Here is a 20,230-nt window from a genome sequence, read left to right as displayed (position 1 = left end):
GCTAGCACCGAGGGTGGCGTGGGGTCGAGGGCGAGATCCGACGCCGCACCCTAGCGGCCGTGGCCGCGCCTGATGGGTCACTCTAGCAATGCCAAGGCCGGCCGCGTAAGAAGAATTTTGGAGTGCCCGGTATCTGGTAAAGATCCCTTTCTAGTCGTTCGCTAGTCGGCGTATATTTAGATTGCGGCACCGCCCCGCCAATTGCCCGCGTATAAGTGCCGCAACGGGCATCTCACGAGTAATGAGGCCAGACGCATGCAGACGCATGAAAACCCTAGGGAAAATCATCTCTTGTCTGTTCTGCCCGAAGTGGAGTGGGATCGCCTAACTTCGCTACTGGTCGCGGTCGATATGCCGCTAGGCCACGTGATTTACGAGTCTGGAGACCGCCTCGATCACGTGTACTTCCCGACCACGTCGATCATTTCTCTTCTCTACGTAATGGAGGACGGCTCGTCAGCCGAGATTGCGATTGTCGGTAATGAAGGCATCGTGGGGGTTGCCCTTTTCATGGGAGGGGAAACCACACCGAGCCGTGCGATCGTGCAAAGCGCTGGCCGTGCCTATAAGCTGAGCAGCGCCGCCATGAAGCAAGAATTCAATCGAGGTGGCCCAATGCAGCGACTGCTGCTCCGCTATACGCAGTCACTGATCACGCAAATGGCGCAGACCGCTGTCTGCAATCGACATCATTCAATCGACCAGCAACTTTGCCGTTGGCTGTTGCTGAGCATGGACCGCTTGCCGTCCAACGAACTGCGCATGACACAGGAGTTAATCGCCAACATGCTGGGCGTGCGAAGATCTGGCGTGACAGAGGCGGCGCTGAAACTGCAGAGCGCCGGCCTGATCCGCTACCACCATGGGCATATCGAGGTACTCGACCGGCCTGGGCTGGAGCAGCGCGTGTGCGAATGCTATGCCGTCGTGAAGCAAGAATGCGATCGTCTGTTGCCCGACCTACGAGCGATTTGAGCCTGTCAGGTTAGCACGTGCGAACCACTCCGGGTCCCCATGGCAAAAATGCGACTGGCTGACTTCATTCTGCGCGACATGGAGACCATCCTGGTGCAGTGGGAAGCGTTTACGGGTACCCAATTGCCGGCCGCGGCGAGTATGAACCAGCGCATTGCGCGACCACACGGAGCAAATTCTGCGGGCAGTCGCAAAGGATTCGTCTACTTTCCAGACCAAGATAGCCCAGGCAGTCGAGGGGGATGGCCCCCCAATTGCTCGACGCTACGGAAACCGCAGCACAGACGCATGCCCATCTTCGCTTGCGAAGCGGCTTCGACATCAATCAACTGGCCGCTGAGTACCGGGCTCTGCGTGCAAGCGTTCTTCGTCTATGGATAGACGATTGTCAGCCTGAATCGCCCGATCGATCGGTCTTTTCACTGCGCAAGTGGACCAGGCTCGCAACTTGTTTCTTGGAATGCTGGGGCACGACATGCGAAGCCCCCTACTACTCGCGGGGCGCTGTCCGAACATCACGACTTGTGGATGCGTAGTTGATTCTCTACCGACTTCACGCCGGCGACCCCGTGGACAACATCGGCTGCCGTCTGCTTCTGTGCCGCTGACGGAACGCTGCCGGTTAGCCGTACCACGCCTTCGCGGGTGCGCACGTGGATGTTGGTCGAACTCAGATTCTTTTGCTCGAACAGGCTAGCCTTGACCTTGGTCGTGATCGCCGTATCGTTGATGCCCTCACCAGCCGTCTCATGCGTGGGATTGGGGTTCATGGGCGACGCCGCCGGGGCGTCAGTTGCACCTTGGCTAAGCGGAGCATATAAGCTCGCCGCGAGCATGATGCATGCGGCGCCCGTGGCGAATTTGATGAGAGGGCTGGATTTCATTTGAACTACCTCGATTTGGATCGAATCAGTGATTGCAGACGGAGTGCTCCGGTAATCAAATTGCCCTGAAAATGGCGGCCGGCCGGCTTGGCATCACGAAAGATCCGCTCCTTCGTCACGCAGCTCCCCCGAAGAACTCAGGCTGACACCATTTCATCTTGAAGTCGGTACGATGGCGGACACGGTGAACTTCATATGCACACTTGGAACTCGCTGACCGTTGTTCCTGGGGTGGTCTTCGTTTGTCCGTGTGACCCATCCAGAGCATGCACTTCGTCGTCGGGTTCCATCACGTGAAGCAGAGATACGATTGCCATGGTCGGGAACTGGTTGATATGCTCTACAAGATTCCCCTGTGGTGGCGCGTGGAAAGATCGCATCACTCTCGAGGGGCACTGAGGCCAACAGCTCCTTCACTGAAAAGAAAGTCCATGAAGGCAATCGCCATGATCTACGCGGACCTCTTGCCTGATTTCGTAGAGCGCGGGGCCGACCTGACTTCGCCAAAATCCACCTGCGAACTGAGAGCCACCGCTATTGCACGGTAGCGTACCGACTCGATTCAAGTTCCCATCTACTTTCACTTCAAACGCGGCTCTACCAGGACCGGAGCGATTGGTGGCAAAAAGGGGAGTACCAATCACTGACACGACTCGCCGTGAAAAGCTCCACCGCAGTGCGATGCCACTGAGGTGAGGCGGATCGTCGCTGAGGCTGCGCTCGCCCACGTTGCTTCCGTCGCGGCCCGTACCGCCCAGAACCGTTGACCTAGGGTAATGAGCAGCCGCGCGCTGCGCTTACGCTGAAGTAATTGCTGAATATAGAGAGCGAAAATGCGTTGCCTGCTTATTGCGTTGTCGATCGTGCTCTGCCCGCTGAGTTCAGTTAGCGCTCAGACCAGCGTATACGTCGGATCGAGTGGCGTCAGCATTGGTATTAACTTGCCGGCGTATCCGGCGCTCGTCCCGGTCCCGGGCTATCCCGTCTACTATGCCCCTCAGTTGAAATCGAATTACTTCTTCTACGACGGCCTGTACTGGGTGTACCAGGGAGATAGCTGGTATGCGAGTAGCTGGTACAACGGGCCGTGGCAGTTGGTGGGACGTTATGATGTGCCGCTGTTCGTGCTGCGCATTCCGATCCGCTACTATCGGAGACCTCCAGCGTACTTTCGCGGCTGGGATCCTGGCGCACCACCACGCTGGGGTGARCACTGGGGCCGCGACTGGGAAGATCGTCGAAGCGGGTGGGACCAATGGGACCATCGCACCGCTCCACCTTCCGCACGGTTGCCCGACTACCAGCGGCAGTATTCGGGGGTCCGATATCCTCGCGCAACAGAACAACAAAATGCGATTCGATCCGAGAACTACCACTACCAGCCGCGTGAAACCGTAACGCAGCAGCATTATCAACAACAGGGCAACGCGGGGAGCTTCCGCGTCCAGCCGCAGCCGCAAGCCCCTGTGCAGCAACGATCTTCGACACAACAGGATCATTCGCAGCCGAATCCGCAACCGCAGCAGGTTCAACCTCCGCTACCGAGACCCAGACAACCTGTCCAGCAGATGCCGCCTTCAGAGACCGTACACTCTGTGCAGCCGCCACCGCAAATGCAACGCCCCCAGCCTGGACCACAGGACACCATGCAGCGTGCTCAACAGCACGGCAGCGCGGACATTGCGCGCCCCGAGCCGCAGCAGGAAGCGCCCGGTCAGCGATTGCCGACTCAACAGCAGCATTCGCAACCGAATCAGCAACGGCAACAGCAGCCAGCGCAGTCACAAACCGGGCAAGCTGTGCAGCAGATGCCCCCCGCACAACCAACGCATCAGACGCACTCTGCGCAACCGCCGTCACAAATGCAACACCCCCAGAGTGGACCGCAGGACAAGCATGGCGAGAACAGGAACGAAGAGCATGGTCCGAATGGACGCTAATTGAACATGTTTGCCATCACTGCATTATGGGGAGTTGGCTCAGTAGTTCGAGAGGCACCGTAAGCCCTAAATTTGGCTCTGGTGCAAATTGCGGGAGCGAGCAAGAAAAGGCGTATTCGCCGTTTCCAAGCTCAGACGCATCTTCACAGGCGCTCTCATAGTCGAGGTCTACCGTTCCCTTCATCCGAGAATTGCGTTACCGGGGCTTTCCAGTTCCGCTCGCGACCGGCCGGCCGGCCGATATCTTGGCCGTACGAATGCCCAGTTTACCTCGCACTGTTAGTACCATCCCTCAGTCTACGTTCGAGCGACGCATCGAAGTGTAATTCGATAACGTCAACGCGCTGGAAGCGGTGCTGTCCGTCGACGTAATCCCAGCGTTCTACCAACGCGCTGCGCCGTCGACTGGCCGACGACTCGCGGCGAATTAGGTTGACAGAATTGCCGGCTTCGACGCGCACGCGCGACGACACCGCCGTACCGGCCTGCACGGCCCAGACCTTGCGGGGCAGCGTAGCAAAGCGCTCGTGCAGCGCGGTGACGAAAGGCAAGTGGATGTGGCCGCCAAGGATCAAGTCCGCGCCGGCCTGCGACCAGCGGTGCACTGCCGCCGCGCAACCGTGCAGCAGATTCGTCTTGTCGTGCGCACTGGTCACCGCGACCGGCTGGTGCGTGACCACCACGCGCAACTGCGTCTCGGCAGCCTGTTCGAGACGCGCCGCAACGCGCTCGACCTGTTCGGTGGACACCTCGCCGTTCTTGTGGCGATAGAAGCGTGTGGTGTTCAGCGTGATAACTAGCCATTGGTCCGATTCGAATATCGGCTCGAGCTCATCGCCGAATGCCTGGCGGTAGTTCGCATACGGGTGGAACAAACGCGAGCCTAGATTGAACAGCGGAATATCGTGGTTACCCGGGATTATCAGCATTGCGGCGACGTGGAGCCGGTCGACGAAGGCGCGCGCGGCGAGAAACTGCTTGCGTCGCGCGCGTTGCGTGATGTCGCCGGATAGCACAACCAGTTCCGGCGCGGCTTCGTGCACGAGGCGCACCAGCGCCTCAACGACGTCTGGCAGTTCAGTGCCGAAGTGGGGATCGGAAATCTGAAGTAGCAAGGTCATGAGCGGTTAGAAGGCGACGGTGCGCCGCAGGGCTCGGGTTTCAACAGATAGAGCGGCTCAGCTGCGACCCGGAATTCGAAGGGCGGTTGGAGCCAGACGATTTCGCCGTCGGTCGCGACCTTCATGCCGCGCGCTCGACGGCGCGTTGAGGGCGTGACCGTGATCCGCCGGAAGGCAAAACTGATCACGTCGTCGGAAGTGCCAAGCTTGCCGAGCGCACCGCGCACTATCAGCCAATACTGTGTCAGCATGCCGACCGGTCGCATCGTCAACGCGACGAGTAAGCCATGTTCCGGCTCCGACGCTTGCGGAATGCCGATCCGCTCGAGTTGAAGCCGGTTGTTGCCGACGAACAGCGTCGGCGTGCGCATCGGGCGTGTGTCTCCATCGTGCTCAATTAGCAACCGCAACGACCGATGTTCTTGCAGCAGCGTGACCAGTGCCGACAGTACCGCCACGATTCGGCTGCGGCCGAATATTCGCTTGTAGGCCTCACGGTCCTCGAGCAGTTCCGGGTAGAGTCCAAGGCTCGCATTGACCAAGAATACGCGATCGTTGACCAGCCCGACTTGTACAGGATACGCATGTGCCGACAGCAGGAGTTGCGTCGCATCAGCCGTGTCGGCCGGGATACCATGGGTCCGGCCGAAATAGTTGAAGGTACCTTGTGGCAGCACGCCGAACAGGCAACCGCTTCCGAGCGTCGCCTGGGCGACCGTGCGGATCGTGCCGTCACCGCCGGCCGCGACCACCACGCCGCCGCGAGAGCGTGCTTCATCGACGGTCTGCCGTGCGACTTGGTCTATCTGCTCGGGCCGCTCGATCATGCGCACGTGGTGCTCGCGCTTAGCGCGGGCCAAGATGGTCTCGATCGTGCTGCGCGTGGCGGCAGCATCGTTGCTGCCGGACCCCACATTCAGGACGATATGAAATGGCGCTGCAGCGTCGACCGGGGTGGGAGGCATTTAGGCGTCGGCCAGTAAACGTGGTGACACATGATAGCCCTCGAAGCCAACAATATGGTGCGGCGCATCGAGAAGCACTACCACGAATACGTGGTCTATGACTTGCGGACGGACGCCGTCACGGCCGCGCTGCAGTCCCGTGTCGACGCGTTCTGGGCGCCCCCGCCGTCGCCTGGCTGCTGCTACTGAGCATCACCTGCCATCCAAACGAGATGACGATGACACAGGAGCTGATCCCAAATACGCTTCGGGTTCGCCGCTTCGAGGTAACCCAATCGGCCTTGAAGCTGCAGAATGCGGGCTTGATCGGAGCCACTGAGGTGAACATATCCTCGATCGCACCAGGTGAAGGCTGTCACGCGTCACATCTGCGAGGACTTGCGGCAGAGGCGCATCCCGCGTGCGGTGGCCGATTGCGGTATCGAAACAGTCAAAGGGGTCGTCGGGCTGCCGAACACTCGGTAAAGCCCGCATACACGCCGCCGCCGGCAAATTGCCAGACCCGGAAAAGCGGTGATGCCGCACCATCCCCGCCGGCCGTGCCTCCGCAGACGCACCATATCGCCGCAAGGATCGTCACGCGATTGTTAGGTTCAATGGTCTGGCCAGTGGAGGCAACTTACGTTCGACGAGCGCACGCCTGGGCGGGGACCCGGGCACGGACTCGTCGGCGGCTCGGTCAGAGCTCAAAGGGTAGCCGCCCGGCATCATTGTCGACGTGCACGGTCGGGATCCCAACTCAATACGTGCGGCCCACGCACCGAAGTCCAGATCAGCCCAGATCCGACAGGCTCGCTATCCGGTCTGCCGCCATGCCGCCCCGCATAGACCGAGATTTGTAGGACGAATCCGGTATGAAATCAGTGCGTGCCCGATAGCATTTGCGTGTGGTGTAAACGAGACTGAAGAAGCCAGTTGTTGGACAAGCCGATGCTTCCCTTCGTTCTCGTTACCCTCGCGGCAATCGCGGTGATTGTCATTGTGATTTACCTAATGAAATAGTGGTCATGCTCCGAGCGAGTGGCCGAAGGGCTAAATGAGGCGAGCGCGGACTCTGGGTAGGCGAGCACCGCGCCCTCGGCCGGTATCGTACCAAGTGGGGACCAAAATAATGGTGGAGTTAGTTTCCAGGGCCGACGGTGCTTTCAAAGTGCCGCAAATTTTGCGCGCCGGGTTGTGGCCAGTGATCGTTGCTGGCTCGCCAAACCGGAGCCGATCCAGTAACGAAGCAATTTCTCCAGCCATTCACCAAGAAGCAGCTGTTTGAAAATGAAACGTCGTGGCTCTGGTGCGGCAACAGACAATACCTAGGAGATCCTATGGCCTTCAAATACACCTTCATTGATGTAACCAACGCCACGCCCGCCGGCGCTCCTGTTCTCGTGGCTGAGTTGACCGCAGACGCGCCCATCCCCCACCTCGCTATTGGCGTGGTCATTCGCCTGCCGGACGCCGCCGGCAAGTCTTGGCTGGTAAAGGAGTTGTGCCTAAGTCCGACGATCCAGACCAACGTGATCGGCGCGGACTTGGCGGCTTTAGTCTACGTGACCGGCACGTAATCCTTGGACCTTCGGACATCCACAAGAGAGCTGCGCGGCTGTTACGCGGCTCTTCCCCTGTCCTTCGATCTGGTCGTGCGCCGCACTGCGATGTGGCCATCGCTCATCCAAGTGGCGCGCGAGCGCGCCTGGAAAGTTAGGGCGAGGATATAGTCCTTCAGTATTCAGAAGGGCAAGATCGGCATTAACTCGGGCCGCCCTGCGAAGGGGCCAGCGGGAAGGTGTGAGCAGCCGGGGCGGGCGCGGTGCGGGGCCATGCCCGCTTCCGCTCAGCACAACGGCCAGCGGCGGCCACTTCTATCAGGCGGCTGAAGATCACGGCCGCGCCGGCGCCACCACAACACAACCGATGCTTAAGACGTTACAACGCCACCGACGTACTCACGCTGACGCCTGCGGAGCAGGGGCCCATCGCCTGCAATCAATCACTGGACCGATCCTTCCCAACACTCCGAAGCGAACGGCAGGTTGGCACCGATCCTCATCACGGATCCGCGGGAGTTGAAGCGTTCACCGCCTTCGTCAGTTGGGCGGCATGGGCTTCGGTGGCCGATCGCCCCGGCGTCGGCTACTCCTACACCATCATTTGTGCGACAGGTTGTCACTCAAATGCATTGAGGACACCCCCCGAAACTGCTGGACCTGTCTGGACGCAGACGCCCGTGTTTAGTGTGAGCAAGCGGCCGCTGAACACGACTGGAGCATCATTCCCGTCCCCGATCTCGCAGTTCATCATTCGGATATCGCGTGTTGAGTTGGATCTGCAAGGTCTCAGTTTTCATGGCGCGTGCTGCGGCCGGCCTAAGTGACTTGATCATCCCAAGGGGACAGGAACAGCGACTTGACGCATCGGGTGAAGGGCGTTTTGACTGCTACCGTACAGACGCACCCGTGTGGCATGTGAGAGGGTTCTACTACACCCTGCGCGCACCAGCGATGTTCTAGGATCGCGCACACGAGGCATGTAATCCTCGCACATCCCGTAACTAGCAGCGCCGCAGGTCTGTGTTGTGACGGAGCGCTAGCTCTCGCTGCACGTTTCGTGAGTGGGTCCGTGGCCCACGCATCGCACAACCGTTTAAGCTAGTGGGAAATTTAAGGAGAGCGTCATGAACATCGTCTGGCTTGTCGGAGCTGTGGTTATTGTTCTGTTCTTGCTTGGCTATTTGGGATTGAGGTAAGGCCGTCGTCCAAGGTGGAGAGCTCGTCATCGCTATCCGAGTCGGATTCACCTTTAGAGAAATTCGCCACGCGCATCGAACACTGGCGACCACTCCGGAAGCAGGCGATCACAGGTCATTGGGGCCAAGTAGGTATCAGAGGAGAACAGAATTGCCTCTTCGGTACGCCAATTACAACTACCACCGGGCCATCCACGCCAGCGGACAAGCTGCTCGTTACATAGAGCAAGGAGTATTCCATGAATACGATCATCGCTTCGCTCCACCTGCCATGGCGCGCGATGGTTTCGAGGCTCTGCTTGAGCCTAGGTGTCATTAGCGCTTTGGCGGCGGTGATCTGGATTGGCTTGGTCGGGTGGCAGCTCTTCAGAGTGGCCTCCGACGAGGGAATCGACCCGGTCGATGCGTTGATTTGCCTTGTCGGATTCGTGTTTTTCGGTGCGGTCTCGTTTATCAGTTGGGAGTGCCTATCGGAAGACGCGAGTTCGCGTCGCTCTTCTGCCGCTGACTGATCCAGTATGCTGCACGACCTGCGCATACGGCTGCGCGTCGGTGTCACCCACGCCCGACGCGAGGTATCACCTCCAACGCCTCGCGCTTCAAGTTGATAAAGCCGTTTCGCTCGTATTAAACACCGGCAAAAACTATGTGACCCGTTGAAAGGCGTCGCGGATCCATACATGCACGAAAAGTACGATTACCCCTTCTTTCGAATGGCGGCGATACTCTCCGGCGTGCTCAAATGGGTTTTGGTGACCGTGTCGAATGTATCCTCGATTGGTTCCACTCGCCATGCGAGTGCAGAGCCTTGAACAGATGATCAAGGGCCGGCTAGCACACGGCGAAGGCCCGAGCAACGCGACCTTGATCAAGGCGCTGCGAGGGGCCAAGGGGCACCTCTGGCACGGCTGGCCCTATCCAGCATTGCAACGGCTGGATAGTCTCGGCTGGGATCTCGATGCCGAGGCCAGTCCCGAGGAGGCGAAGCTCCTTGCCAAGCTCGATAATTCATCGTCTACCTGGAGAACAACCAGCGCTTCATCGTGAACTACATTGATCAATATCGCCATGGGGAGCCGATTGCCTCCGGTTTCGTCGAGTCGGTCGTCAACCTGGTGCTCAGCAAGCGCTTTGTTAAGCGGCAACGGATGAACAGCGAGCGCATACGCTTCTGCAAATCCGGACCGCCTTGCTTAATGACCGGTTCCGGTCTCACTTCGAGCGATGGCATCCCTCCATCGCTGGTGAATGCATTCATCGCGTCGCCACTTAGCCCTCGCTTTGGCAAGGTCTCCCAGAAGGCCTCATTGTGTCGGCAATACCTTGCCCCTGCTCGTCCGCTAGTACCGACCATCGCTTCACTCCCGCCTACCGTGAAGTCGTTGCCTTCTCATCACCGCCCGCTACTCGCCACGCGGGTTCCGCTGACACTTACCTGCGGACACGCTTGTAGCCAGAAGACACAACCACCCGGAGTCGCACGCTCGATATAGCCGACTATTCGACTTTGAGCATACCCTTCATATTCGGGTGCAGCGTGCAGGCATAGGGGAACTCGCCTGCTTTGTGCGCAATAGATCGCCGCGACCCGCCAGCAACGATGCTGCGCGAGTCGAACACCCCTGGTGCGGTGACGGTATGGGGATACGGATCTTTGTTGACCCACATAATCGTATCGCCTCGCTTGACGCGGATGGCCTCGGGCTCACACTTCGCGCCCTGGATCACCACCGTGTGTCTTGCCGTCTTCTCGGCCGCGATTGCGCTGGGACCAACGCAGAGCAAGCCCCACGCAAGGACTAGTGCAACCGCGAGCAGGAGTCTTCGCCGCCGCCCATCGGGTCGTGTCGGTAGTTGGCGCATCGACGTCATGCTCATGCAGAGAATTACTTGCCGAGCGACGATTGGATCTTCTTCGCATGCTCCAGGTGCCCCACAAACGCGGGGCGCACAGCAACCAGCAGCGCCTTTAGCTCATCGTTCTGAGCATTGGGAATGAGCGTCTTGTCGAGTGCATCAATCACTTGTTCGTGATACGTTACTTCGTGGTCAATATATGCCTTGTCGAAACTCGCACCCTTGAGTCCCTTCAGGGTCTTTATGTTCTCGTCGCCGCCGGACTGCAAGCTCTCACTCGTTGGATTCTTTTCCGGAGTGACCTTTAGCTTCTTGACCAGTGCCACTGCCTGTTTATTCACACCGGTATGGTCAGTGACCATCTGTTTTCCGAAAGCCTTTACGTCGCGAGAGTGACCGTCCTTCTCCGCCAGTTTTCCCGCGTCAATGTCGACTTGGTTTGCGGTTACGACGATCGCGGAAATCTGCGCGTCGTTGGGTGTTTGGGCTGCGGCTCCAACTGCGACGACGGCCAAGATCGCACCCAGAGTTATGGAGATGCTTTTCATTGTTCTGCTCCTCGGCGAGGAGTTAGCCACGCATTCTTGCCCCGCGTGGCAGTGGGCTTTGGTGCCGATTCCGTGCATGGATTTAACGGCACCCGCAGAAGCGTTGGGCTATCCCTAAAGGCGCTACGGCAGCACATCGAATATAGGCTAGGCGAAGACAATTTACATGCCGGTGCGAAGCGGGCCACACCAGAAAATGCCTTGACGAACAGATTTGCTGAAGCGGCGTCACGAGCGAGAGACAAACTATGGCAGGCTGCTGTGCCGTGGGTGACAAATTTTGCTGCAATGCACTTACAGGCCCAGACACCCGCGGAAGCCAAATACGCCTGCTCCCTTATCTTCATCGGCGCTGATCTTCAGCGCGTCCTGATCTCCATCGGCTACCACGCAGGCCGGGGCTATGCGGACCAGTCATCCGGCAACGCCGTCGGCCACCAGGCCTTGGGTGTTTCGACCAAAGCCTAGCTTGCCGGACTGCAATGCCTCAATTGCCTTTCTTCGCTAGCACAGCGCCTTTGTGCATCGCGATGTGGTGAGTCTTGTCACTCTTGATCTCATACTGAGGGTAATCGGTGCTCGCATGGTGCGTATATCCCTTGTAATCGACATTTTTTGTGTGCACCTTGATAATCTTTCCGCTCACACGGCCCCCTTCCGAATTCCATGTCACGTGATCACCTACCTTGAAATTAGCTGTCATGATGGTCTTTTGGCACTAAGGTTTTGCTCATTGCTCGGGCGACGATACTTGCTGCGGATAAGTGATGAGTGAGCCATCCACCTTGGCAAAAGGTGTGTGCATATAGTCGGCGAAACCACGAAAGGACGCATTTCGCCATCCCATATTCTGGGACCCCGGGTGAGTGCGTCGAAAGCCTCCTAGTCCGGCGGCATGCTCGTAGCGGATGCCGATGCTTTCAAGTGCAAGCCCGACGGTGTCACGATTGAACTGAGGGTTTCGGCGAGAGCGAGGCACAGTACGCACGTCGATAAGCTGCGTCACTGAATGCGCCGCAAGCAACAGAATGAATTCTCCAAGGGAGCGCGTCGAATGGCCTACGGTCAATACGATGGACTGGGAGTAGTGCATTGGCGTCTCGGATGCCCAGTCGCGAACAATCCGGTGCACCGTGCAGATCGCAACTTCGGCTGATTTTTTGCAGACCTGGCGCCAGCATGTCCAACTCCAGCCACGCGAGATCTCATTGGAATATAGGCGGAATTGTTCGCCTTTGCCCGCTACGATACCTATCTACCGGCACCCGACCCAATGTCGGCGCATGGTCTGTTAAGTTATTGCGGATACTGACTAGAATGGGGTGTGACAACTCGGCCGGTATCGATTCCCGGTGCGGGATCGGGGGGACCTGACCCTATAGGGATAGTCGATGCACGCCAACTGCGGGCTGGCGTCACTGATGCGCACAGAGGGATAGATGAGCACCGTTTTCGGAACCACCGAATCCGCCGAGCCGGCATTATCGCCTTGGTGGGTGCGCAGCGTGCTGATCGTGATAGTGCTGGGTTTTGCCGCACTGCTGACCATCACCACTCTGGCCTACCGCAATGCACCACCGATCCCGGCCCAGGTGCTCGACGCGAGCGGTGTCAGCGTGTTCAGCGGCGACGATATTCGCGCCGGTCAGGCTGTATTTCTGAAATACGGTCTGATGGACAACGGCTCGATCTGGGGCCATGGAGCCTATCTCGGCCCGGACTATTCGGCCGAGGCGCTGCATCGTATCGGCGACGACACGGCCACCGCGCTGGCCATGCAGCAGTATGGCCAACCGATGGCTGCAGTCACGCCGCTTCAACAGGCCGCGATCCGGGCGGAAGTTGCGTTGACGCTGAAGACCAACCGCTACAACGCTGCCACCGGCGCACTCACACTGACGCTAGCGGAGGCGCAGGCATATCGCCAGCAGATCCATCGCTGGACCGACTATTTCCAACACCCTGAAACGAACGGGGGCCTGGCACCGGACCTCATCACGAATCCGCAGGAGTTGAAGCAGTTCACTGCCTTCGTCAGCTGGGCGGCTTGGGCTTCCGTGACCGATCGCCCCGGCGCCGGCTACTCCTATACCAACAACTTCCCATCCGATCCCAGCGTCGGGAATCGCCCCAACGGCGGTGCGCTGCTGTGGAGTGCACTTAGCCTGATTGCGCTGCTGGGCGGCATTGCCACGGTGTTGCTGGTGTTCGGTAAGTTCGACTATCTGGGCTGGGTGAGCCCCGGACGGCAGGTGCGCTCGCAACGGCTCCCGGGGCACGCCAGCCCGGGGCAGCGCGCACTGGTGAAGTACTTCGTGGTGGTGGCTGTGCTGCTTCTGATTCAGGCCCTGGTAGGCGGCGCGACGGCACACTATCGCGCCGATCCCGGCAGTTTCTACGGCTTCCGCCTGGCCGAAGTTTTTCCCAGCAACCTGATGCGCACCTGGCATCTGCAGACGGCCATCTTCTGGATCGCCACCGCCTACGTCGCTGCGGCACTATTCCTCGGCCGCTCGCTACGTGCCGATGAGCCGAGAGGTTTTGCTGGCTGGGTGCACCTACTGTTTGCCGCATTCGCCGTGATGATCGGGGCGAGCCTGCTTGGCGAATGGGCGGGCATGTCTGGTTTGCTTGGGCGCTGGTGGTTCTGGTTCGGGGATCAGGGCTGGGAGTACCTCGAGATCGGCCGCTTCTGGCAAATCCTTCTGATACTCGGTCTCTTCACTTGGTTCGCCCTGCTGCTCTGGGTGACAGACCCGCGTCAGATCGCCAATCCGGAGGCAAAGCCGCTGGCGAAAGTGTTCCTGCTGGCGGCGCTGGCGATTCCGGTGTTCTACGTGCCGGCGCTGTTCTACGGCGCGCATACCAATTTCACGGTGGTCGACACCTGGCGCTTCTGGATCATTCACCTGTGGGTCGAGGGGTTCTTCGAATTTTTCGCCACTACAGTGGTGGCGCTGGTGCTCTTCCAACTCGGGCTGACCCAGCGCAACACCGCGCTGCGCGTGATCTATCTGGACGCGATCCTGTATTTCCTCGGCGGTCTGATTGGCACCGGCCACCACTGGTACTTCACCGGTCAGACCAACATCAACATGGCCGCGTCGGCGATGTTCTCTGCCTTGGAAGTGGTGCCGTTGACGCTACTGACGCTTGACGCATGGGATTTCGTACGCACCACCCGCGGCGTGTGCGACGAGTACGGAAGGCCAATCGCGATTCCGCACAAGTGGACGTTTTGGTTCCTCATGGCAGTGGGCTTCTGGAACTTCCTTGGCGCTGGTGTCTTTGGTTTCCTGATCAACCTTCCAATCGTTAGTTATTACGAGGTAGGTACCATCCTCACACCGAATCATGCCCATGCAGCGCTGATGGGCGTGTTCGGCATGCTGGCGATCGCGCTTTTGGTATTCGTGCTGCGCGAGACCAGTGACGACATACACTGGCAAGAGATCGAAAGGTATGTGCGTGTCGCCTTCTGGGGCTCCAACATAGGACTGCTGCTGATGGTCGCGCTTAGCCTGTTTCCGGGCGGGGTACTGCAGGTTTGGGATGTGATCGAGCAAGGTTACTGGCATGCACGCAGTTTCGCCTACACCGGTAGCCCCCGTTCGCAACTGATTGAATGGTTGCGTCTCCCCGGCGACCTGGTGTTCATCGTGTTCGGCGCGGTGCCGCTGGTGATCGCCGCGCTCAAGGGCTGGCTGGCCGTACACGGGCGTGGAGGGCACTAGACTCAACTCAATGTGGGGGGATGAGCGGCTCACACAGCCCCATTCTATTCGCAAAGTGAAGGCGGTCTGTTGTTGCCACGATGTGGTGAGTCCGTGTCAATCGTCGCGGAAGGCGGTCGGATTTGTTGATTTCGCGGGACTACGGCAGCGATTGGGGGGCGGCACCTTCGGCGGGGTGACGGTTTTCATGCTCTTTGGTCTATTCTCCTGACAAGTATGTCGGGCCAACTGGCCTGTTGCAGGCTTACCGATTTATCGTCGACTCACGCGACACTGCCACCGCCGAAGGCTCGATAGTCTTGAGGCGTACCGTCTCTTTCGCTGTCGCAGCATTCTGAACTGCACAGACATTTGCCCGAAGAACTTGAACCCCGCCTATGCGATAGGCTAGATCAGAACCATGCTTGCGCGCCGCCTGGTGTGATGCCGGGCTGAATCCGCGTTGACCATGGTTTGCATCTATGTATCGATTTCCGAACCCAGATCGACGGCGCCATCCGTTCCTCGTTGCGCAGATAGATGCGCTGGTCGCGCTTGGTCGATCCGATGCTGGACGCCGCCTATCCCAATCCGGGATTTGGTGGCAACGGCGCGGGCCTTGAAATGGCGTATTGGACGCACTAATCTTGTGCAGGCGGGAGAATGCTCTCTGCGCTGAACAATCGGGAAGCGCCGCGAGAGATTGGCGCGGCATTCCGTCAGGATCCAGAGGCTCCAGATTGAACTCAATGCGCTCTACCGACCTCCCGACGGCCTCACTGGATGACCTTTGCGTCAACACGCTTCGTTTCCTGTCCGTCGACGCTGTGCAGAACGCCAACAGCGGCCATCCCGGCATGCCGCTGGGTGCGGCGCCGATGGCCTATGTGCTTTGGACCCGTTTTCTCAAGCATCATCCGGCCAATCCGCTTTGGTTCGACCGGGACCGTTTCGTGCTATCCGCAGGCCACGGCTCGGCGCTGCTATACAGCTTTCTCCACCTCGCAGGATATGATCTGCCGCTCGAACAGCTTCGGCAATTCCGTCAGTGGGGCAGCATCACGCCGGGCCACCCGGAGCGAGGCCTGACGCCGGGCGTCGAAGTGACAACCGGACCGCTCGGTCAGGGATTTGGCAACGGCGTGGGCATGGCGATGGCGGAAGCGAATCTGGCCGCTCGCTACAACCGCGATGGCTTCGAGATCATCAACCACTTTACCTACGGCATCGTGAGCGACGGCGACCTGATGGAAGGCATCGCGTCCGAAGCCGCTTCACTGGCTGGGCATCTGCATTTGGGCAAGCTGATCTACCTGTACGACGACAATGGCGTCACGCTCTCCGCAAGCACGGGTATCACTTTTACCGAGGATGCTGCGCAGCGCTTTGATGCCTATGGCTGGCATACCCATTTGGTGGAGGACGGCAACGACCTGCCGTCCATCGAGCAGGCACTGCATGCCGCCCACGCCGAGACCAGGCGACCGTCTCTGATCCTCGTGCGCACGCATCTCGGTTACGGGTCGCCCAACAAGCAAGACACGTTCGAAGCGCACGGTTCGCCGCTCGGCGTGGAAGAGGTCCGATTGACCAAGCAGATCCTCGGCTGGCCGGTGGATCCACCGTTCCACATCCCCGAACCTGCGCGCTCGCATTTTCTTGAGGCGAGCGAGGAGGGAGAGCAGGCCGAAGGGGAATGGCGCCAAAAATTCTCCGCCTACGAAGTGCAATTTCCTGATCTTGCGGTGGAGCTAGGACAACGCATGCGTGGCGGAGTCACTGGGGACTCTTCCGGATGGGAGGCGGCGATCCCGCAGTTTCCCGCGGACAGCAAAGGCATGGCCACGCGCGCCGCATCGGGAAAGGTCATGAACGCCATCGCTCCGCTGTTTCCCGCGCTGATCGGCGGCTCGGCGGATCTGGACCCGTCGACCTATACCGCGCTGAAAGGGTTGGGGGACTTTGAGCCAACCAACATTAGCGCAGCTGACAGACAGGGTTCCAACGGCGGGGGCTGGAGCCGCGCCGGCCGCAATCTGCATTTTGGCGTGCGAGAGCATGCCATGGGCGCGATCATGAACGGCATGGCGGCGCACGGCGCAATGGTGCCTTTCGGCGCGACCTTCCTGATTTTCTCCGACTACATGCGCCCGGCGATTCGCCTTGCCGCGCTGATGGGCCTGCACGTTATCTACGTCTTCACCCACGACAGCATCGCGCTGGGCGAGGACGGCTCCACGCATCAGCCAGTGGAGCAGCTTGCCAGCTTGCGCGCGTTGCCACGCCTAGTCGTGATTCGTCCTGCGGATGCCAACGAAGCCGCCATCGCCTGGCGCGTCGCGCTGGCAACCTGCGACCGGCCGGTGGCACTGGTGCTCACGCGGCAGAACGTTCCCACCCTGGACCGTACGCAATTCGCCGCCGCGGACGGCTTGCAGCGAGGCGCTTACATCCTGGCCGACGCCCCGAACGGCAATCCGGAATTGATCCTGATAGCCAGCGGCTCGGAAGTCTCGCTGATCGTCGCCGCACAGATCAAACTGGCGCGGGAGAACATCCAGGCACGTATTGTCTCGATGCCAAGTTGGGAACTGTTCAATGCCCAGCCGAAGGCGTACCGTGAGGCGGTATTTCCCCCTGAGGTCGCTGCACGGTTGGCGGTCGAAGCAGGCGTCTCGCAAGGCTGGCACCGCTTTGTCGGCGACCGCGGCGATGTGCTGGCGGTAGACCGCTTCGGCGCATCGGCCGCGGGCGAGATCGTGATGCGCGAATACGGTTTTACCGTCGAGAACGTTTGCAGGCGGGCGGCTTTGCTGCTCCACCCGTAGCAGAGGCTGTGTGAATACTGGCAGCCTTCTCAGGCTCCAAGCGCGGCATCGACAATTGCCTGCGCCTCCTTTGCGATCCGGCGCAGATGATCCTCGCCATGAAAGCTCTCAGCGTAGATCTTGTAGATTTCTTCCGTGCCTGACGGCCGCGCGGCGAACCAGCCGCTTTCGGCGATGACCTTGATGCCACCGATCGGGGCATCGTTGCCAGGTGCCCTGGTAAGGATGGTTTGAATCTTCTCGCCCGCGAGGTCCGTGCATTTCACCTGTTGTGGCGATAGCTCCAACAGCACTTTTCGTTGCGCCAGCGTGGCGGGCGCCTCGATCCGGGTGGTAACCGGGTCGCCCAGTTCATGCGTCAGCTTGCGATAAATCTCGCCCGGATCGAGGCCGATGCGCGCCGTGATTTCGGCCGCTAAAAAAGCCGGCGCAAGACCGTCCTTGTCCGTCGTCCAGACCGAACCGTCAAGACGCAGGAAGGATGCGCCCGCACTCTCTTCTCCGCAAAAACCCAGGGTTCCGCTGCCTAGGCCATCGGCGAACCATTTAAAGCCAACCGGCACCTCATACAGCCTGCGGCCGAGCCGCGCAGACACACGGTCGATCATCTGGCTGCTGACGACGGTCTTTCCCACGCCGGCCYCCCCGGACCACTTTGCGCGGTGCTGGAAGAGATAGTCGATGGCAACCGCGAGATAGTGATCGGAGGGCAGCAATCCCACACTCTGGGTGACGATACCGTGCCGGTCGTGGTCGGTGTCGCACGCAAAAGCAATGTCGTAACGGCTCTTCAGGTCGATGAGGCGCTGCATGGCGTAGGGCGACGACGGGTCCATGCGGATGCGGCCATCCCAGTCGACCGTCATGAAGCGGAATGTAGGATCGACTTCGTCGCTGATCACGGTCAGGCGCAGGCGGTAACGCTCGCCAATGGATTTCCAGTAGTGAACGCCGGCGCCGCCGAGTGGGTCCACACCGAGACGGATGCCGGATTYACGAATCGCGGCCATGTCAATCATCTGCCCGATTTCGCGCATGTAGGCGTTGAGATAGTCGTACCGATGTGTCGTGGCCAGGCACAGTGCCTTCTCGAAGGGCACCCTTCTGATACCTTTGAGCCCGTCTTTTAGAAGCGCGTTGGCCCTGGTTTCGATCCAGCTGGTCACGGCCGTATCGGCCGGCCCGCCGTTGGGCGGGTTGTACTTGAATCCCCCGTTGTCCGGCGGATTGTGCGAAGGCGTCACGACAATCCCATCGGCGAAGCCGGCGGTGCGTCCCCGGTTGTGCGCCAGGATGGCGAGCGAGATCGCAGGCGTGGGTGTGTATTCATCGTGCTCGGCAAGCATGATGTCCACGCCGTTGGCGGCCAGAATCTCGACCGCGCTGGTGCAGGCGGGTGTTGACAGCGCGTGCGTGTCGATGCCGAGGAACAGCGGGCCGTTGATACCTTGCCTGGCGCGGTACTCACAAATGGCCTGGCTGATGGCGAGCACATGCCATTCATTAAAGCTCCTTTCCAGGGACGATCCCCGATGGCCGGACGTGCCGAATATCACGCATTGCTCAGCCACCGAAGGATCGGGCACATCCGTGTAGTAGGCCGTGACGAGCCTTGGAACATTCACCAGGATTGCCCTTGGAGCTGGTTTGCCGGCCAGGAGACTTATCTTCATGGCACTGTCCTTGGTGCCGTGGTTTCCGAGAGTCCGGGCGCCGCGCCAGGGCGGGATGTGCGCGCCCGTTCGAAGATTGCCACCCATTCGCCATAGCATCGGGCGATGCGGGAAACGGCGGCCTGCCTCGTCATCTTCTTTGATTCGTAGTCGGCGATCGCGTCCCCGAAAGTGGTCCGCCCGACCGCGAAGCCGATCAGCCCCGGCACCCGCGCCGCGGTTTCGAGCCATGCCACCACGCGCGGCTCGTCGGCGCCGCGCCCCAGCACGATGCAGCCGACTTCACCCCGTCCGTCACGCCGCACGGTTTCGACCAGTTGTTTGCAATCTTCGCGGTCATCGAGTCCTTCGATCTTCCAGATATCCGGCTCGATGCCCGCATCCTGCAGGGTACGGATGGCCTGGCGCATCAGGGCAGGGCGAGTTCGGCGATCGTAGGCATCCTTGTCCGCCTGGACCCGCTCCAATTGTACCTTCGTGGCGGGCACCAGCAACTCGAATATGAAGCGTTGAGCGGCCTTCCTGCAGTAGTCGGTCAGCTGTCTCAGGCGGGCTGTCTGCCGCAGATTGAGCGCGGCATCGCCATCCGGGTTATAGCGCACCAGCACTTTCGCGAAGGTCGGCACGAAGGCTTCGATGTGCTCCGCAAACGCTTCGCCATATTCAAACTCGAATTCGTCCGAACCGCTCTTCTCGACCGAGACCGCGGTGACGTAGCCACTGCGTATCGCGTCGCGAAGAATGCCGGCGCCGAATTCTTCATCAACCAGAATGCCGGCGCAAGACGCCGGCACCCCATCGTCGACGGCTTCCCTGAAGCCATCGTAGATGAGTTGCTTGCTGCCCGCTACCGTCTTGTGTTGGTCCGGAGTCAGCGGCGGCTTGAACTGGAACATGCCGGTCACATAGGATTGGCGATGATCGAACGGCAATAGGTAGAGCGGTGATTTGTAGCCGAGATTCATGATGGTCCCTCCTGAAGCCGG

At 59.9% G+C, this 20,230-nt stretch carries 18 protein-coding genes and 3 pseudogenes; 12 read left to right on the top strand and 9 right to left on the bottom strand.

Translation table 11 applies throughout. The annotated features are described in order from the left end of the window. Positions 1-255: 255 nt before the first annotated feature. Both AB4061_RS29775 and AB4061_RS29770 read left to right on the top strand, forming a co-directional pair. On the top strand, positions 256-975 hold the full coding sequence (locus AB4061_RS29775) for a Crp/Fnr family transcriptional regulator (protein WP_441639813.1): 720 nt from the start codon (positions 256-258) through the stop codon (positions 973-975). A gap of 48 nt (positions 976-1,023) precedes the next feature. Beyond that, positions 1,024-1,465, top strand: a pseudogene (locus AB4061_RS29770) (RsbRD N-terminal domain-containing protein); the annotation flags it as partial. Positions 1,466-1,490: 25 nt separating this feature from the next. Here AB4061_RS29770 and AB4061_RS29765 read toward each other — a convergent pair. Then, positions 1,491-1,859 carry a BON domain-containing protein gene (locus AB4061_RS29765; protein ID WP_441639812.1) on the bottom strand — a complete coding sequence of 123 codons (369 nt, stop codon included), beginning with the start codon at positions 1,857-1,859 and terminating at the stop codon, positions 1,491-1,493. Between the two features lie 833 nt (positions 1,860-2,692). Between AB4061_RS29765 and AB4061_RS29760 the strand changes: the two genes are divergently transcribed. Further along, positions 2,693-3,799, top strand: a complete 1,107-nt coding sequence (locus tag AB4061_RS29760; protein ID WP_441639811.1) for a hypothetical protein — start codon at positions 2,693-2,695, stop codon at positions 3,797-3,799. Positions 3,800-4,065: 266 nt separating this feature from the next. On the opposite strand, the gene AB4061_RS29755 is transcribed toward AB4061_RS29760, so the two are convergent. Both AB4061_RS29755 and AB4061_RS29750 read right to left on the bottom strand, forming a co-directional pair. Next, on the bottom strand, positions 4,066-4,920 hold the full coding sequence (locus AB4061_RS29755) for a metallophosphoesterase family protein (RefSeq protein WP_441639810.1): 855 nt from the start codon (positions 4,918-4,920) through the stop codon (positions 4,066-4,068). Continuing rightward, positions 4,917-5,885, bottom strand: a complete 969-nt coding sequence (locus tag AB4061_RS29750; RefSeq protein ID WP_441639809.1) for a diacylglycerol/lipid kinase family protein — start codon at positions 5,883-5,885, stop codon at positions 4,917-4,919. The genes AB4061_RS29755 and AB4061_RS29750 overlap by 4 nt, the downstream gene beginning before the upstream one ends. Positions 5,886-5,915: 30 nt before the next feature. Here AB4061_RS29750 and AB4061_RS29745 point away from each other — a divergent pair, with 30 nt between their 5' ends. The 5 genes and pseudogenes from AB4061_RS29745 to AB4061_RS29725 form a co-directional block, all read left to right on the top strand. Beyond that, a complete protein-coding gene (locus tag AB4061_RS29745) occupies positions 5,916-6,074 on the top strand; it encodes a hypothetical protein (RefSeq protein ID WP_441639808.1) in 159 nt (52 codons plus the stop codon). Positions 6,075-7,204: 1,130 nt separating this feature from the next. Then, positions 7,205-7,444 carry a hypothetical protein gene (locus tag AB4061_RS29740; RefSeq protein WP_441639807.1) on the top strand — a complete coding sequence of 80 codons (240 nt, stop codon included), beginning with the start codon at positions 7,205-7,207 and terminating at the stop codon, positions 7,442-7,444. Positions 7,445-7,689: 245 nt separating this feature from the next. Further along, entirely contained in the window at positions 7,690-8,253 is a 564-nt protein-coding gene (locus AB4061_RS29735; protein WP_441639806.1) for a hypothetical protein, read from the top strand. 611 nt (positions 8,254-8,864) lie between these two features. Next, positions 8,865-9,137, top strand: coding sequence for a hypothetical protein (locus AB4061_RS29730; protein WP_441639805.1), 273 nt, complete (start codon positions 8,865-8,867; stop codon positions 9,135-9,137). Positions 9,138-9,331: 194 nt separating this feature from the next. Then, a pseudogene (locus tag AB4061_RS29725) lies at positions 9,332-9,898 on the top strand (ISKra4-like element ISBte1 family transposase); the annotation flags it as partial. A 224-nt stretch (positions 9,899-10,122) separates the two neighbouring features. On the opposite strand, the gene AB4061_RS29720 reads toward AB4061_RS29725, so the two are convergent. Both AB4061_RS29720 and AB4061_RS29715 read right to left on the bottom strand, forming a co-directional pair. After that, on the bottom strand, positions 10,123-10,503 hold the full coding sequence (locus AB4061_RS29720) for a cupredoxin domain-containing protein (RefSeq protein ID WP_441639804.1): 381 nt from the start codon (positions 10,501-10,503) through the stop codon (positions 10,123-10,125). A gap of 8 nt (positions 10,504-10,511) precedes the next feature. Further along, positions 10,512-11,030 carry a DUF4142 domain-containing protein gene (locus AB4061_RS29715; protein WP_441639803.1) on the bottom strand — a complete coding sequence of 173 codons (519 nt, stop codon included), beginning with the start codon at positions 11,028-11,030 and terminating at the stop codon, positions 10,512-10,514. Between the two features lie 36 nt (positions 11,031-11,066). Between AB4061_RS29715 and AB4061_RS29710 the strand changes: the two genes are divergently transcribed. After that, the gene (locus AB4061_RS29710; protein ID WP_441639802.1) at positions 11,067-11,498 is read left to right on the top strand and encodes a hypothetical protein; all 432 of its coding nucleotides are present in this window, start codon (positions 11,067-11,069) and stop codon (positions 11,496-11,498) included. Between the two features lie 19 nt (positions 11,499-11,517). Here AB4061_RS29710 and AB4061_RS29705 read toward each other — a convergent pair whose 3' ends face one another. Continuing rightward, positions 11,518-11,733, bottom strand: a complete 216-nt coding sequence (locus AB4061_RS29705; RefSeq protein ID WP_441639801.1) for a DUF2945 domain-containing protein — start codon at positions 11,731-11,733, stop codon at positions 11,518-11,520. Between the two features lie 27 nt (positions 11,734-11,760). Beyond that, the gene (locus tag AB4061_RS29700) at positions 11,761-12,123 is read right to left on the bottom strand and encodes a DUF488 domain-containing protein (protein ID WP_441639800.1); all 363 of its coding nucleotides are present in this window, start codon (positions 12,121-12,123) and stop codon (positions 11,761-11,763) included. Between the two features lie 346 nt (positions 12,124-12,469). Here AB4061_RS29700 and AB4061_RS29695 point away from each other — a divergent pair, with 346 nt between their 5' ends. From AB4061_RS29695 to tkt, 3 genes and pseudogenes are all read left to right on the top strand, one after another. Continuing rightward, on the top strand, positions 12,470-14,764 hold the full coding sequence (locus tag AB4061_RS29695; RefSeq protein WP_441639799.1) for a nitric-oxide reductase large subunit: 2,295 nt from the start codon (positions 12,470-12,472) through the stop codon (positions 14,762-14,764). A 185-nt stretch (positions 14,765-14,949) separates the two neighbouring features. Next, positions 14,950-15,155: pseudogene (sdhB, locus tag AB4061_RS29690) on the top strand (succinate dehydrogenase iron-sulfur subunit); the annotation flags it as partial. A 337-nt stretch (positions 15,156-15,492) separates the two neighbouring features. Then, positions 15,493-17,571, top strand: coding sequence for a transketolase (gene tkt, locus AB4061_RS29685; RefSeq protein ID WP_441639798.1), 2,079 nt, complete (start codon positions 15,493-15,495; stop codon positions 17,569-17,571). 29 nt (positions 17,572-17,600) lie between these two features. Here tkt and pgm read toward each other — a convergent pair whose 3' ends face one another. Both pgm and AB4061_RS29675 read right to left on the bottom strand, forming a co-directional pair. Further along, positions 17,601-19,244, bottom strand: coding sequence for a phosphoglucomutase (alpha-D-glucose-1,6-bisphosphate-dependent) (gene pgm / locus AB4061_RS29680; RefSeq protein WP_441639797.1), 1,644 nt, complete (start codon positions 19,242-19,244; stop codon positions 17,601-17,603). After that, positions 19,241-20,209 carry a 2-deoxy-5-keto-D-gluconate 6-phosphate aldolase domain-containing protein gene (locus AB4061_RS29675; protein WP_441639796.1) on the bottom strand — a complete coding sequence of 323 codons (969 nt, stop codon included), beginning with the start codon at positions 20,207-20,209 and terminating at the stop codon, positions 19,241-19,243. Before AB4061_RS29675 ends, pgm begins: the two co-directional genes overlap by 4 nt. Between the last annotated feature and the right edge of the window lie 21 nt (positions 20,210-20,230).

Origin of the sequence: Cupriavidus sp. YAF13 (assembly GCF_052113425.1) — a bacterium.
Classification (GTDB): domain Bacteria; phylum Pseudomonadota; class Gammaproteobacteria; order Burkholderiales; family Burkholderiaceae; genus Cupriavidus.
This window is presented reverse-complemented; position numbering and strand designations above follow the sequence as displayed.